Annotated in this window: 13 protein-coding genes; 6 read left to right on the forward strand and 7 right to left on the reverse strand. The window is 60.5% G+C overall.

Features of this window, described 5'->3' with window-relative positions; translation table 11 throughout:
• Positions 1 to 44 precede the first annotated feature (44 nt).
• Positions 45 to 1463 carry a TIGR00366 family protein gene (locus OQ248_RS15380; RefSeq protein ID WP_085709272.1) on the reverse strand — a complete coding sequence of 473 codons (1419 nt, stop codon included), beginning with the start codon at positions 1461 to 1463 and terminating at the stop codon, positions 45 to 47.
• 199 nt (positions 1464 to 1662) lie between these two features.
• On the opposite strand from OQ248_RS15380, the gene OQ248_RS15385 reads away from it, so the two are divergent.
• A complete protein-coding gene (locus OQ248_RS15385; protein ID WP_265813239.1) occupies positions 1663 to 2976 on the forward strand; it encodes an MFS transporter in 1314 nt (437 codons plus the stop codon).
• A gap of 38 nt (positions 2977 to 3014) precedes the next feature.
• Here the strand turns inward: OQ248_RS15385 and OQ248_RS15390 are convergent, their stop codons facing one another.
• Positions 3015 to 4385, reverse strand: a complete 1371-nt coding sequence (locus OQ248_RS15390; RefSeq protein ID WP_114885528.1) for a gluconate:H+ symporter — start codon at positions 4383 to 4385, stop codon at positions 3015 to 3017.
• 239 nt (positions 4386 to 4624) lie between these two features.
• On the opposite strand from OQ248_RS15390, the gene OQ248_RS29020 reads away from it, so the two are divergent.
• The 4 genes from OQ248_RS29020 (at position 4625) to OQ248_RS15415 (ending at position 7509) form a co-directional block, all read left to right on the forward strand.
• Positions 4625 to 5941 (forward strand): PAS domain-containing methyl-accepting chemotaxis protein, encoded by a 1317-nt coding sequence (locus tag OQ248_RS29020; RefSeq protein WP_134828103.1) that lies wholly within the window; start codon positions 4625 to 4627, stop codon positions 5939 to 5941.
• 87 nt (positions 5942 to 6028) lie between these two features.
• The gene (locus tag OQ248_RS15405; protein ID WP_265813240.1) at positions 6029 to 6628 is read left to right on the forward strand and encodes a flavin reductase family protein; all 600 of its coding nucleotides are present in this window, start codon (positions 6029 to 6031) and stop codon (positions 6626 to 6628) included.
• A 91-nt stretch (positions 6629 to 6719) separates the two neighbouring features.
• The gene (locus tag OQ248_RS15410; protein WP_265813241.1) at positions 6720 to 7280 is read left to right on the forward strand and encodes a DUF2975 domain-containing protein; all 561 of its coding nucleotides are present in this window, start codon (positions 6720 to 6722) and stop codon (positions 7278 to 7280) included.
• 7 nt (positions 7281 to 7287) lie between these two features.
• Complete coding sequence (locus OQ248_RS15415) at positions 7288 to 7509, forward strand: helix-turn-helix transcriptional regulator (protein WP_265813242.1); 222 nt, start codon at positions 7288 to 7290, stop codon at positions 7507 to 7509.
• Positions 7510 to 7641: 132 nt separating this feature from the next.
• Here the strand turns inward: OQ248_RS15415 and OQ248_RS15420 are convergent, their stop codons facing one another.
• Together OQ248_RS15420 and ggt are read right to left on the reverse strand one after the other, a co-directional pair.
• A complete protein-coding gene (locus OQ248_RS15420; RefSeq protein WP_074692315.1) occupies positions 7642 to 8013 on the reverse strand; it encodes a helix-turn-helix domain-containing protein in 372 nt (123 codons plus the stop codon).
• Between the two features lie 189 nt (positions 8014 to 8202).
• Positions 8203 to 10035: a gamma-glutamyltransferase gene (gene ggt / locus OQ248_RS15425; protein ID WP_265813243.1), complete on the reverse strand. Its 1833-nt coding sequence runs from the start codon at positions 10033 to 10035 to the stop codon at positions 8203 to 8205.
• A gap of 155 nt (positions 10036 to 10190) precedes the next feature.
• Between ggt and OQ248_RS15430 the strand changes: the two genes are divergently transcribed.
• Positions 10191 to 11297 (forward strand): M14 family metallopeptidase, encoded by a 1107-nt coding sequence (locus OQ248_RS15430; RefSeq protein ID WP_265813244.1) that lies wholly within the window; start codon positions 10191 to 10193, stop codon positions 11295 to 11297.
• 77 nt (positions 11298 to 11374) lie between these two features.
• Here OQ248_RS15430 and OQ248_RS15435 read toward each other — a convergent pair whose 3' ends face one another.
• From OQ248_RS15435 to OQ248_RS15445, 3 genes are all read right to left on the reverse strand, one after another.
• Positions 11375 to 11644, reverse strand: a complete 270-nt coding sequence (locus OQ248_RS15435; protein WP_265813245.1) for a bacteriocin immunity protein — start codon at positions 11642 to 11644, stop codon at positions 11375 to 11377.
• Between the two features lie 368 nt (positions 11645 to 12012).
• A complete protein-coding gene (locus OQ248_RS15440; RefSeq protein WP_260521001.1) occupies positions 12013 to 12288 on the reverse strand; it encodes a bacteriocin immunity protein in 276 nt (91 codons plus the stop codon).
• A 7-nt stretch (positions 12289 to 12295) separates the two neighbouring features.
• Positions 12296 to 13543 carry an S-type pyocin domain-containing protein gene (locus OQ248_RS15445; RefSeq protein ID WP_265813246.1) on the reverse strand — a complete coding sequence of 416 codons (1248 nt, stop codon included), beginning with the start codon at positions 13541 to 13543 and terminating at the stop codon, positions 12296 to 12298.
• Positions 13544 to 13683 lie beyond the last annotated feature (140 nt).

The raw sequence follows: 13683 nt of genomic DNA on the forward strand, positions 1-13683 counted from the left end.
ACGCTAGCTCCCTCATGAGAATCACGCCTGGAGAGGATTCCGCGTCATGGCATCACCGGCGGCGTATACGCCAACGTCGTCCCCAGCGCCCACAGCAACAACAGCACCAGCGGCGTGTGCACCAGCAGTTGCACGAACGAGAAACCGATCAGATCCCGCGCCTTCAACCCCAGCACGCCAAGCAGCGGCAGCATGTAGAACGGGTTGATCAGGTTCGGCAGGGCTTCGGCGGCGTTGTAGATCTGCACGGCCCAGCCCAGGTGGTACTTCAGATCGGTGGCCACTTGCATCACGTACGGCGCCTCGATGATCCACTTGCCGCCCCCGGACGGAATGAAGAAGCCGAGAATCGCCGAGTACACGCCCATCAGCAGCGCATAGGTGTCGTGGGAAGCGATGCTGACGAAGAACGTCGAGATGTGGTGAGCCAGAGTCTGGGCATCGGTGCCTTTGACGGTGGTCATCAGCGCCGCGATCGAGCCGTACAGCGGAAACTGGATCAGCACACCAGTGGTGGTTGGCACTGCCCGCGCCACCGCATCGAGGAAGCTGCGCGGCCGCCAGTGCAGCAATGCACCGAGCATGATGAACAGGAAGTTGTAGGTGTTGAGCCCGGAAATCGCGGTGATCGCCGGTTTGGTCGAGAACTCGTGGAACAGCCATCCGGCCGCCAGCAGCACCAGCACGATGATCAGCAGCGGGCTGTGCTCCAGCCATTCGCCGGGGCGGGTGCGCGGTTGCAGCGGCGGCAGGTTGAAGGCCGGGTCGATGCCGCAGGCCTTGGCGTCACGCGCCGAGTTCGGGCCGGGTGCGGTGGCGTAGGCGATGATGATCGAGATCACCACTAGCGCCAGCAGCATCACGCCCGACTGCCAGAGAAAAATCGTCTGAGTGAACGGAATCACCCCGGTGATCGACAGGATCGACGGCGGCAGGCTGGCGGGGTTGGCCTGCAACTGCGCAGCGGACGACGACAGGCCCAGTGCCCATACGGCGCCAAGCCCCAGATAGGCCGCGGCTCCGGCGGCGCGGTAATCCATTTTCAGGTCGGTGCGGCGGGCGAGGGCGCGCACCAGCAGACCGCCGAACACCAGCGACAGGCCCCAGTTCAGCAACGATGCGACCATCGAGATCAGCGCGACCCAGGCCACGGCGGAGCGGCCGTTCTTCGGGATCCGTGCCAGGCGATCAATCAGTTTCACGGCGGGCGGCGAGCTGGCGACTACATAACCACCAATCACCACGAAGGCCATCTGCATGGTGAAGGGGATCAGGCTCCAGAACCCGTCCCCGAAAGCCATGGCAGCATCGGTGGGCTTGGCGCCCATGGCCAGGGTGGCCAACGCCACAATGATCACGGCGAGCGCGGCGAACACCCAGGAGTCGGGAAACCAGCGTTCGGCAAAACTGGAGCAGCGCAAGGCAAAGCGCGCAGAGCGGCTATCTTCGATATCAACGGCCACGGGAGTACCTCGGATTTTTATGTTTATTGTGGTCTTCGGGGCTTGGCCGGCCCGTCTGGACAGGTGCCAACAGTAAATCAACCGGCGGATTTATGTGACCGTGTTTCGCTGAATCAGACTATGGTCTAACGGGTTGTCGATCGGCCCGTTTGCGTAGACCATGGGCGCCTTGGTTTTTTGCCTGCCAGAGTTCTTTGCCATGACTGCCCATTCCACTGCCCGACCGGCGCCGTTCAGCCGTTCCGACTACAAGACCCTCGGCCTTGCGGCCCTGGGTGGGGCGCTGGAGATCTACGATTTCATCATTTTCGTGTTCTTCGCCTTGACCCTCAGCCAGTTGTTCTTCCCGCCGGAAATGCCCGAGTGGCTGCGTCTGCTGCAAAGCTTCGGGATCTTTGTCACGGGCTATCTGGCACGGCCGCTGGGCGGGATCCTGATGGCGCATTTCGCCGACCGGCTGGGGCGCAAGAAGGTCTTCAGCCTGAGCATCCTGATGATGGCGCTGCCGTGCCTGCTGATCGGAATCATGCCGACCTACGCCCAGATCGGCTATTTCGCACCGCTGTTGCTGCTGGCGCTGCGCATCCTGCAAGGCGCGGCGGTCGGCGGTGAAGTGCCAAGCGCCTGGGTCTTCGTCGCCGAGCACGCACCGGCCGGGCATCGCGGTTATGCATTGGGCTTCCTGCAGGCCGGACTGACCTTCGGTTACCTGATCGGCGCATTGACTGCGACGTTTCTCGCACAGGTGTTTACCCCGGCGGAAATCCTTGATTACGCCTGGCGTTATCCGTTCCTGCTCGGCGGCGTGTTCGGCGTGATCGGCGTGTACCTGCGCCGCTGGTTGAGTGAAACCCCGGTGTTCATGGCCATGGAAGCGCAGCGTGAGGCTCGGATCGAACTGCCGTTGCGCACGGTCTTGCGCGAGCATCGTCTGGCGATGCTGCCGGCCATGCTGCTGACCTGCGTGCTGACTTCGGCGGTGGTGGTGTTCGTGGTCATTACCCCGACCATGATGCAGAAGACCTTCGGCATGACTGCCAGCCACACCTTTGCCCTGAGTGCGCTGGGCATCGTGTTCCTGAACATCGGCTGCGTGATTGCCGGGTTGCTGGTGGATCGCCTCGGCGCCTGGCGCACAGTCATGCTCTACAGTCTGCTGCTGCCATTGGGCATCGGCGTGCTTTACAGCTGTTTGATCATGGGCGGCGATTGGGTCGGCCTGGCCTACGCCATCGCGGGACTTGGCTGTGGCGTGGTCGGCGCGGTGCCATCGGTGATGGTCAGCCTGTTTCCCGCACGGATTCGCGTTTCGGGCATCTCCTTCACCTACAACATTGCCTACGCCGCATGGGCAAGCATCACACCGCTGCTGCTGATCGGTCTGATGCCTTGGAGTCCGTGGATCTGTGTGATGTTCTGCGCGGTGATGGGCGCGGTCGGCATCGTCAGCGCGGTGTACTTCGGTGTGCGCATGCCCGGTGGCGGGCGCCGTTCGGTGGCGCCCTGTTCCTGAAGGCTGGTTGACAGCCTCTGCGCAAGTTCGCGTCGTCGTTACGTCAACCAGTGCCACCACAGCAAGGTCCCCACCAGACCCACCACCGAGACAATGGTTTGCAGGACCGACCAGACCCAGATCGTCTGTTTCAGTTGCAGGCCGAAGTACTCGCGAACCATCCAGAAGCCGGCGTCGTTCACGTGGCAGAAAAACACTGAGCCGGCGCCAATCGCCAGCGCCACCAGCGAACTTTGCGTCGCGGCGAGGCCCGCCATCATCGGCGCCAGAATCCCCGCCGTCGTGGTGGTGGCCACCGTCGCCGAGCCTGTGGCCTGACGCAGTGCCACGGCAATCAGCCAGGCCAGCAGCAGATACGGCATGTGCGCGCCTTCGGCGACTTTGCTGATGGTCTGGCTGACACCGGCATCCAGCAAGGTCTGCTTCAAGCCGCCACCGGCCCCGATGGTCAGCAGCAGCACGGCAATCGGCGCGAGGCTTTTGCGCAGGGTGCCGCCGACGTGTTCACGCGGCATGCCGTTGGCCCAGCCGAGGCAAATCACCGCCGCCATGACGGCAATGCCCAGCGCCACCAAGGGTTCTCCGAGAAACTTCAGGGTCAGGGCGACGCCGCTTTCCGGGCTCATCGCGACTTTCGCCAGCGTGCTGCCGAGCATCAGCAACACCGGCAACAGAATGATCAGCAGCGACATGCCGAAGCTCGGCTGGCGGGGCGCTTTCGGCGGGGCGCTGAACAGCGCGCCAAGTTCTGCCGGCTCATCGACGTGCATGCGTTTCGACAGCCAGTTGCCGTAGATCGGTCCGGCAAGGATCACCGCCGGGATGGCGATGCTGAAGCCCAGCAACATGGTCAGCCCAAGGTCGGCATGCAATGCGCTGACCGCGATCAACGGTCCGGGATGCGGCGGCATCAGGGCATGCAGCGTGGTCATGCCGGCCAGCGCCGGAATCGCGATTTTCAACAGTGGCTGACCGGAGCGGCGGGCCATGACGAAGATGATCGGAACCATCATCACCAGCCCCACTTCGAAGAACAGCGGCAGGCCGATCACCATCGCCACCAGCGCCATGACCCACGGCAGGGACTTGCCTTTGCCCAGCCCGAGCAAGGTCGACGCAATGCGGTCTGCGGCACCGGACTCGGCCATCAGCGCGCCAAGCATCGAGCCCAGCGCGATGATGATCCCCGCTTCACCGAGAATCGCCCCGGCACCTTTGCTGAACGCCTTGGCCACGTCCTCTGGCGGTAAACCCGCGCCGACGCCGGCAATGAACGTACCGATCAGGATCGATAGAAAGGGCGGTAGCTTGCTGGCGCTGATCAACACGATAATTGTCGCAATCGCCAGCAGGCAGCAGAGAATCAGGCGGGTGTCGTGAACCATCCAGGCAGCGGTCGATAAATCCAAAACGGCACTCCTTATCGGGCGGATACCTGCAACATATTGTTGCAATTCGCCCCGAGAATACCTGATATGGCCGGGCCAGAGCGCCGGGTTTTGTATCCGTTCTGCGCGGGCGGATAAGACCAATGGCCAATTGAGATTATTTTTGACTGGCCGGTCTCGATCGCTCTTCAGAAAAGATTTCCAAGGCCGATGGTTAGGGCTGCAACCCCGCTTTCCATACAGTCCATCGGTGCTTTCCCATGTTCAACAAACGCCTCAAGCAAGAGCTGGCGGCTCTTCGTGAAGAACTCTCCAGCCTTCTGCAAGTGAAGGAGAGCCTGGAAAGCGAGATGCTGGTGCTGACCCTTGAGCCCGACGGACGGATTCAATCGGTCAACCAGAACTTCCTCAATGAAATGCTCTACAAGAGCCACGACCTGATCGGCCGCGCCATCGAAGACATCGTGCCGGCTCATGTGAAGTCCGACGAATTTCATCACCGCTTCCGGGCCGCACTGAGCCGGGGCGAGCACTTCGCCGGCGCCGTGCGCCTGTCGCGCGGCAATGGCGAAGAGGCGTGGTTGCGTTCGATCGTCCAGCCGGTCCGCTCTTCGGACGGGCGCATCAAGCATTTCTCGATTTTCTCCAGCGACCTGACCCGTACCATCGAAGCCTCACGCGAACACGAGAACCTGATCGGCGCACTGGTGCGTTCGACGGCGGTGATCGAGTTCGACCTCAACGGTAACGTGCTGAGCGCCAACGACCGCTTCCTTCAGGGCATGGGTTACAGCCTGGCGCAGATCAAGGGTAAACATCACCGTATGTTCTGTGACTCGGGCGAGGCCAACAGCGCCGAGTACCAGAACTTCTGGCGCCGTCTGAACAATGGTGAGTTCGTCGCCGGTCGCTTCAAGCGGATCGACGCCCATGGTCGCGAGGTCTGGCTGGAGGCTTCCTACAACCCGGTGCTCGACGCCAACGAAAAGCTCTACAAAGTGGTGAAATTCGCCACCGTGATCACCGATCAGGTCAATCAGGAGCAAGCCGTCGCCGAGGCTGCGAACATTGCCTACAGCACATCCTTGCAGACCGACAGCACTGCCCAGCGCGGGACCCGTGTGGTCACCGAAGCGGTCAATGTGATGCGCGACCTGTCGCGGCACATGCAGACTGCCGGCGAAGGCATCGAGGCGCTGAACGAGCAATCCCAGGTGATCGGCACCATCGTCAAGACCATCAGCGGCATTGCCGAGCAGACCAACCTGCTGGCGCTCAACGCCGCCATCGAAGCCGCCCGTGCAGGCGAGCAGGGCCGTGGTTTTGCGGTGGTGGCCGACGAAGTACGGCAGCTGGCCTCGCGCACCAGCCAGGCGACCGAGGAAATCGTCGGCGTGGTGCGTCAGAACCAGGACATGGCGCGCAACGCCGTGGCGCTGATGACCGACGGCAAGCTTCAGGCCGAGCAAGGGCTGGCGCTGGCGGCGGAGGCGGGCACGGTGATCGTCGAGATCCAGGATGGCGCGCAGAAAGTGGTGGACGCGGTCGGCCAGTTCGCCAACCAGCTATCCAACTGATGCTTGTCAGGCGAAGGGATTGTCCATGGCAATCCCTTCGCTGTTTTTATCCCGCTACAATCGGCTCTTTTTCCCGGAGCAGATCCCATGAGCGAGTCCTTCCGTCGCCCGGTTCCCCTGAACAAAGCCTACCGTTTGCTCAACCACGGGCCGACCGTGCTGGTCAGCGCCGCTCACGACGGGCAGCGCAACATCATGGCTGCGGCCTGGGCCATGCCGCTGGATTTCGAGCCGCCGAAAGTCGCGGTGGTCCTCGATAAATCCACCTGGACCCGACAACTGCTCGAGGCCTCGGGCACCTTTGTCCTCAACGTCCCTTGCGTGAATCAGGCCGACATCGTGCAGACCGTCGGCTCGACTTCAGGCCTGGAAATCAATCGCGAACAAGGGCAGGACAAGTTCCAGGCCTATGGCTTGCAGACCTTCACTGGCGAGCAGGTCGAGGCACCGATGCTCGACGGTTGCGTCGCGTGGCTCGAATGCCGGCTGCTGCCGGAGCCGCGTAATCACGAACAGTACGATCTGTTTCTGGCCGAGGTGATTGCGGCGCAGGCGGATTCGCGGGTGTTCAGCGACGGGCGTTGGCATTTTGAAGGGCATGATGAGCTGCGTACGCTGCATCACGTGGCCGGGGGCAACTTCCTGAAGATTGGTGATCCGGTGGTCGGTAAGAGTCTGGATATCTGAAATTATTAATGTTTTGCAGCAATTAATTATTGTTATTCGATAATTTTAATCGCTACTGTGGCGCTCACATTCATTCTTGTGAGGCTTTCCCATGACCACCAACGGGCTCGTGCAATTCAGTCGGCGCATGGCGACGATGACGTTAATCCTGATCGTCGTGATGCTGCTGCTCAATGCTGTGTTGTGGGTTTACCCACCCTTGGCGGAAAGGGAAGGCTGGGGACTGGGGTTTGCGCTGACCGAGCGCCAACTGTCGCAAATGGCTGACACCGCAACGCTGTTTCCGTGGTGGCAGAAGCTGGGCGGGATGGTGCTGTCGAGTATTCCCCTGCTGGCGCTGGCGTCTGGCCTGAACCATTTGCGCCTGCTGTTTCAGAGCTATGGGCGGGGTGAGTACTTCGCCCGTGAAACGGCCGGTCACCTGGGCAAGGTCGGGCGAGCCGTGGCGGTCTGGGTGCTGCTGGATTTCCTCTGCGAGCCGATGCTCAGCCTGTGGGTCACCCAGAGTGCGCCGGTCGGTGAGCGCTTGTTCACGCTGAGCATCACCGCTCCTTCGTTCGTCGCGTTGTTCCTGGCCGCGTGTATCGCGGTGATTGCGCGGATCCTGTCGCAAGCGAGCGAAGTGGATCTGGAAAACCGAACGTTTATATGAGGTCGACATGCCAATCGTGATTCAACTGGATGTGATGCTCGCGCTACGCAAGGTCAAATCCAAAGACCTTGCAGCGGCCATCGGCATTACCGAGGCCAACCTGTCGCTGCTAAAACAGGGCAAGGTCAAAGGGTTGCGACTGGCGACGCTGGATGCCATTTGCGAGTACCTCAACTGTCAGCCCGGGGATCTGCTGGTTCGGGTGGCGGATGAGGAGGGCGACGTCTGAGGGTTTCAGTTGTCGCTGAAATGGATTCATGGACATACAAAAAAGGCTTACCTCTCGGTAAGCCTTTTTCAGTTGGCTGGGAAATTCAGGGTAGGCAATACATGTTGAGGTGCCTGCATGGCTGTTTTTTCATCAGACTGATTTCATGGGCTTGATCAGGCTTTCCGCCGGAATACCGAACAACTCGTGAAGTTTCCAGATCATGGGAAGCGTCAGGGCGCGTTTGCCATTCAGCACCTCATAAACGCGATTTGTCCGGCCAATTGCAGGGGCGAGATCGGCTGCCGACAGCCCGGACTGCTCCATCCGAAACCTTATGGCATCAATCGGGTTGGGCAGGTCGAGCGGGAAGTGCCTTGCCTCATAGGCCTCGATAAGGGTGATCATGATGTCGAAGTAATCACCTTCAGGCGTGCCGGGTTCTGGCTCATTCTCGAAAAGAGCGGACACGTCTTTGAGTGCCGCACGGTAGTCTTCTTCGGTATGAATCGGACGTATGTTCATGGGTTACTCCATTTCGACGGTATCAGCGTCGATTGAGTCGTACTGTTTGTGAGAGCTCCGCAAGCACTCTATCTCGGACAGCATTTTTCCGATGTAGGAAAAGGCAATGTGATTTAGCCGAATCGGATTCAGGGACATACAAAAAAGGCTTACCTCTCGGTAAGCCTTTTTCAGTTGGCGGAAGGGGTTTCAGTCCCCCAACGCTACTCCTTCACGCCGAGGATCCGCCCCACCGGCCAACGTTGCCTTCCCCTGCGTATCCTTGACCCGCACGATGGCCTGGGTGCCGCTGGTCATGTCGATTTCGCTCACCGCATGGCCCTTGTCCTTGAGTGCCTGGATCAGAGCCGGAGTGAACTGACCCTGTTCCAGCTCCGTCGGGCCGTTGCGGCTGCCGAAGTTGGGCAGGCTGATGGCACTTTGCGGGTCGAGGTTCCAGTCGAGCAGGCCGACGGTGGTTTTGGCCACGTATTCGATGATCTGCGAGCCGCCCGGAGACCCGACGGTGGCGACGAACTCACCGCTGTTGCGATCGAAGATCAGGGTCGGTGCCATTGACGAGCGCGGGCGTTTGCCGGGCTCGACGCGGTTGGCGACTTTCTGTCCGTTTTCTTCGGGGATGAACGAGAAGTCGGTCATCTGGTTGTTGAGCAAAAAGCCCTGAACCATCAGGTGCGAGCCGAATGCCGCTTCGATGGTGGTGGTCATCGACACCGCGCCACCGAAGTCATCCACCGCCACCACCTGTGAAGTGGAGATGCGCAGCGGCGAGCGGTCCGGCGCGTAGGCAACCTGCACCCCCGGTGGTGTGCCCGGTTTGGCGGTGCCCATGCTGCGTTCGCCGATCAGGCTGGCGCGGCTGGCCAGATAACCCGGGTCGACCAGGCCTTTGACCGGCACCGGTACGACGTCGGTATCGGCCACGTATTGCGCGCGGTCGGCGTAGGCCAGGCGTTCGGCTTCGGCGATCAGGTGCACGGCTTGTGGCGCCGGTTCGAGGCCCGCCGGTTTATCGGTCTTCACGGGTTTGAGCGGTGTCAGGGACAGGCGTGGGTCGCGGGTTTCCAGCGCCTGCAAGGTGCCGAGAATCTGCGCCACCGCAATCCCGCCCGATGACGGCGGCGGCATCCCGCAAACCTGCCAGCGCTTGTAGTCGGTGCACAGTGGCGCGCGTTCCCTGGCCTGATAGTGCTGAAGGTCGTTCAGCGACAGGCTGCCGGGGTTGGCGTGACCCTGGACCTTGGCCACGATCTCTTCGGCGATCGGGCCTTTGTACAGCGCGTCTGCACCTTCGTTGGCGATGCGTTTGAGCACGGCGGCCAACGCCGGGTTTTGCAGGCGCGTACCAATGGCTTTGACGCTGCCGTCGCTGTTGAGGAAATACCTGGCCATGTCTGGTGAGCGGCGCACCACAGGGTCGGACTCCAGCAGTGAATGCAGTCGAGGCGAGATCGCAAAGCCCTGTTCGGCGAGTTTGATTGCCGGCTCGAACAACGTCGCCCACGGCAAGCGGCCGTGTTGTTTGTGCGCCAGTTCCAGCGCACGCATCACCCCCGGTGTGCCGACAGAGCGTCCGCCGATCTGCGCCTGCGGGAACGGCATCGGTTTTCCATCAGCCTGGAGGAACAGCTTCTCGGTGGCACCGGCCGGTGCTGTTTCACGACCGTCATAGGTACGCACCTGCTTGCCGTCCCACAGCACGATCATCGCGCCGCCGCCGATCCCTGAGGATTGCGGTTCGACCAGGGTCAGCACGGCTTGCATCGCAATGGCTGCATCGATGGCCGATCCACCTTTACGCAACATCTCGCGACCGGCTTCGGCAGCCAGTGGATTTGCGGCAGCAGCCATGTGTTTATCGGCGTGGCTGGCTTGCAGGCCTGTGCGGTAACCGGAGGCGGCTTCCGGTGCCAGCGGCAGGGTCGAGGAGGGCGGGGCGCTGCAGGCGGCGAGGGTGATGGCGCTGACGATCAACGTCAGGGCCGGCAGGCGAAAGCGTTTCAGGGGCTGGGCTGGAAACACGCGGGGCTCTCCGTCCGTGGGATAAAAGTCTGACGGACTGTATCGGCCGACCGTGCAGGACGCAAACCGTCGGTATGTTTGTCCTTCATGACTTGGCGAATTTTCTGTAGGGTCATGGGCAAACGTGAAGCCAGAACAATCAACAAGAGGCCACCATGCACAGCGAGTTTCCGACCCAGTCCAGCTACCGACAGCAGCGCGAACAGTTTCTTGCCGTCGCCACCGCCGCCGGTGCGACGCTCACCTCCTACGCCCATCCGCGTTGCGGACCGTTCGGCGAGCCGTTGAGCACCGATGTGGCGGTGCTGGGAGATCCGCAAGCCAAACGGCGTCTGGTGGCGCTCAGCGGCACCCACGGGGTGGAGGGCTATTACGGTTCGGAATGTCAGATCGACTGGCTGAAGCATTTCACGGCGGGTTCGCTGCCCAAGGACGTCGCGGTGGTGATGATTCACCTGATCAACCCGTGGGGCACGGCATGGCTGCGGCGGGTCAACGAAGACAACATTGACCTCAACCGCAATCATCTGGATTTCAACCAGCCTCTCCCGGACAACCAGGCCTACGCCGCGCTGCACGAAATCTACGCCTGCGCCGATTTGAACGGCCCCGAGCGCCAGCGTGCCGATGCCTCGCTCGATGCGCAAATCGCCGAGCACGGCTGGCCGGCGGTGATGTCGATTGTCGAGGGCGGTCAGCACAGCCATCCCGACGGACTGTTTTTCGGAGGCTTTGCCCCGAGCTGGTCGAATCGCACGCTGCATCAGATCATTGAGAATCATCTGGCCGGTGCTGAAACCGTGATGTGTTTCGACCTGCACACCGGCGCCGGCGAGTACGGCCATCCGATGCTGCTGACGATTACTCAGGCACCGTATCCGGCACTGGCCCAGGCGCAATCGATCTATGGCCCGTGGCTCTACACCTTGCACACGGGTGCCGAAACCCTGAGTGAAACCGGTGTCGCGGCGACGGCTACCGGTTACACCTCGCAGGCGCTGCTCAACGCGCTGCCGAAAGTGCAATTGATGCCGTTCGTGATCGAGTGCGGGACTTACCCAGGGCCGGACGTACATCGTTATCTGCGCGACGATCACTGGCTGCATCTGCACGGCGATCCGCTGGATGCGACAGGGCGGGCGATCAAGTTGAATCTGCTGGAGCAGTTCTATCCGGCGGATCCGGACTGGCGGGCGATGGTCGGTTTACGTACGCGGCAGATCTGGGCGAAAGGGCTCAGGGCTTTAGCGGGCGAGGGATAAACAAACGGCATACCTTTCGGTAAGCCGTTTTGACTGCCTGGTGATGCGCAGCGGTTTTGACTATGGGTGCCGGAGGGTTATTGCTTGAATCCTGGCAGCCCGTTTGCTTCACGCCATGTCGCGACTGTACGGACTATGCCAGAGGATGACGTGTCAGCACCTGGCTCAGGGTAGTAGATAAGGTCCATCTTGCTCGGATGCCCGACGATCTCGTTGAAGTGCAGCAATAGAATATCTGCACGGTCATCTGTCGGTGCTTTGTCTTCCTTTCTGATCTCGTCAATGAACTCGACGAAGTCTTGTTCGGTGTAATCAGAAAAGTTGTTTTTGATGAAAGGGTCGCTCATGCAGTTACCTCAATCCTGGTGTGCTTCGACGTGATTTTTTTGGGGGGGGACTCTGAGGTTGTCACCTGCGTCCATAAAATCGAGACAGGGAAGCTTTTCGATCAAGGTGCGCGGCGATCAAATCGACTTACCGGGATCCAGGTGCTTACTCGGACGAAAAACCCTCTTTGTATGCCTTTCGCATCCTGTTCGTACGGAGTCGGGTAGGGCCATCGAGTGAGGCCACTTTTCTTGATGCATAAAAAGGGCTGCCTTTCGATATGCCGTTTTCAATGCTTGGTGATCGACAGTCGTTTCGGTTATTGACTATGAATCTTCACTTCACTGCTCTTCCTTTCTGACCTCATCAATGACACGGCGTTGAGTCATTACTGGCCTTTGAACCCAGGCAGACCCTGTGCAGCTCGCCATTCTTTCACAATCTGCGTGACCCCCCGAGGGGAGCTATCCGCGCCTGTCTCCGGGTAATAGATCAGATCGGATCCGGCCGGGTGTTCGCTGATTTTCTCGAAGTGCAGCAGTAACAAATCAGCCCGACCATCGTCTTCGGCTTCTTCATCTTCTTTAACGAGTTCTTCCAACAACGCAACGAACTCGGTCTCTGTGTACTCCGAAATGCTGCTTTTCAGTAGATTGTCTTTCATGACTGGCCTATTCGTTCCGGTGGATATCGATGTGGTTTCGAGGTGTATTTACTCGTAGATTATCAACGTCGTAGACGTCGCCACCCTCGGATACTTTTTCGAGATGATGAAGCTCGTAAGATCTTCTGCCGCCGACACTATCGGCTTTGCGCACCCTGGGTGCTTTACCTTTACGCATACGGCCAACACTTTGTTTTATGAACTGATCCGCCACGGCAGACTCCGAAACGGCTTTCCAAAAAGCTCTTCGGAACGAATCGAAGCTTTGGAATTCGAGTCCCCTGAGTGAGTCTGCCACGTCTGTTGGAATTGGAACTCCCACCCCCGAGTTTGCTCCGGCGAGCCATATGCCCGACGAATCCTCTCCAACCCCCATCACCACCCCCGGCATCAACCTGGCCGGTTTCGAAAACACCACATACAACGACTTCAGCCCGGTCTCTGCCGGAAACACCAGAATGCAGTCTTCGGCGGTGATGTCTTCGCCGGGCAGGATTTCTATCTGGCTGTCGGTGTTCGCGGCGATCGGGTGGACGAGGATCGTGCTCAGTGGTTCGCCGTATTCCGGATAAACCAGCGGCGGCATCGCTCCCAGCGGCCCGCGTTGTGGCGTCCACAGAATGGTGATGCCGTTGAGTTTGGCCTCCATGGCGGTCTTGTCGCTGTTCCACCGGACTTTTACGGTACGTACCGAGTCGTCGCCCGAGACGCCGGTGTGGATACCGTAGACCTGCATGACGCCCTCGGCATCGCGTCGGAACTGAAAGCGCACGCGAGTGGTTGCGCGAGACAAGGTGCGTAGCTGATCGTCGGTGTAGAGCGTGCCGTCGCCCATTCGGGTCGGCAGCATCCCGAGGATGAACACACTGGCCGGGCCGCCGGCGCCGCGTATTGCCCAGTTGAGGCGTTGCTGCAGGATTCCGCCGCCAGCCATGCGACCCAGGGCCAGATCGGCGCCGATGGCCTTGGCTACGGCGGTACTGGCAGCGGGAAAGCGCATGGCGCCCGCGACCATGACTTTGCCGAAACTAGAGACGGGTTCGGGGGCTGTGCCGGCCTCCGTTCGGCACCAGTTATCCGGTGTGCAGGATTTGGCAAATACCAGATCGTCGCGGGGTTTCGGGGTCGGCCATTCGTCTGTCCGGATATAAACGGGTTCTGGTGGCGGGGGCGGAATCCATCCGCTCCATATAGCGTTTTCGCTCGGGCGTTCTCGACGCCACTCATCGTCGAATAGGAATTTGTTCAGGTCCATGAGCACTCCCTGTCTGTCCTGCAATCGAGACAGGGGAGCGTGTCGGTCAATCGGGATGGCGATCAAATCGACTGGCGCAGATGCAGGTGCCTGAGCGAACGAAAAATCCTCTTCGTACGCCTTTCGCACCCGGTTCCTAC

Source organism: Pseudomonas sp. COW5 (genome assembly GCF_026240005.1).
GTDB classification, from domain to species: Bacteria; Pseudomonadota; Gammaproteobacteria; order Pseudomonadales; family Pseudomonadaceae; genus Aquipseudomonas; species Aquipseudomonas kribbensis.

Excerpts from the sequence above, each read along its gene's own strand:
- OQ248_RS15410 (WP_265813241.1), top strand. The coding sequence starts at position 6,720 with ATGACCACCAACGGGCTCGTGCAATTCAGTCGGCGCATGGCGACGATG.
- OQ248_RS29020 (WP_134828103.1), top strand. The coding sequence starts at position 4,625 with ATGTTCAACAAACGCCTCAAGCAAGAGCTGGCGGCTCTTCGTGAAGAA.
- OQ248_RS15430 (WP_265813244.1), top strand. The coding sequence starts at position 10,191 with ATGCACAGCGAGTTTCCGACCCAGTCCAGCTACCGACAGCAGCGCGAA.
- OQ248_RS15445 (WP_265813246.1), bottom strand. The coding sequence starts at position 13,543 with ATGGACCTGAACAAATTCCTATTCGACGATGAGTGGCGTCGAGAACGC.
- OQ248_RS15385 (WP_265813239.1), top strand. The coding sequence starts at position 1,663 with ATGACTGCCCATTCCACTGCCCGACCGGCGCCGTTCAGCCGTTCCGAC.
- OQ248_RS15440 (WP_260521001.1), bottom strand. The coding sequence starts at position 12,288 with ATGAAAGACAATCTACTGAAAAGCAGCATTTCGGAGTACACAGAGACC.
- OQ248_RS15415 (WP_265813242.1), top strand. The coding sequence starts at position 7,288 with ATGCCAATCGTGATTCAACTGGATGTGATGCTCGCGCTACGCAAGGTC.
- OQ248_RS15420 (WP_074692315.1), bottom strand. The coding sequence starts at position 8,013 with ATGAACATACGTCCGATTCATACCGAAGAAGACTACCGTGCGGCACTC.
- OQ248_RS15435 (WP_265813245.1), bottom strand. The coding sequence starts at position 11,644 with ATGAGCGACCCTTTCATCAAAAACAACTTTTCTGATTACACCGAACAA.
- OQ248_RS15405 (WP_265813240.1), top strand. The coding sequence starts at position 6,029 with ATGAGCGAGTCCTTCCGTCGCCCGGTTCCCCTGAACAAAGCCTACCGT.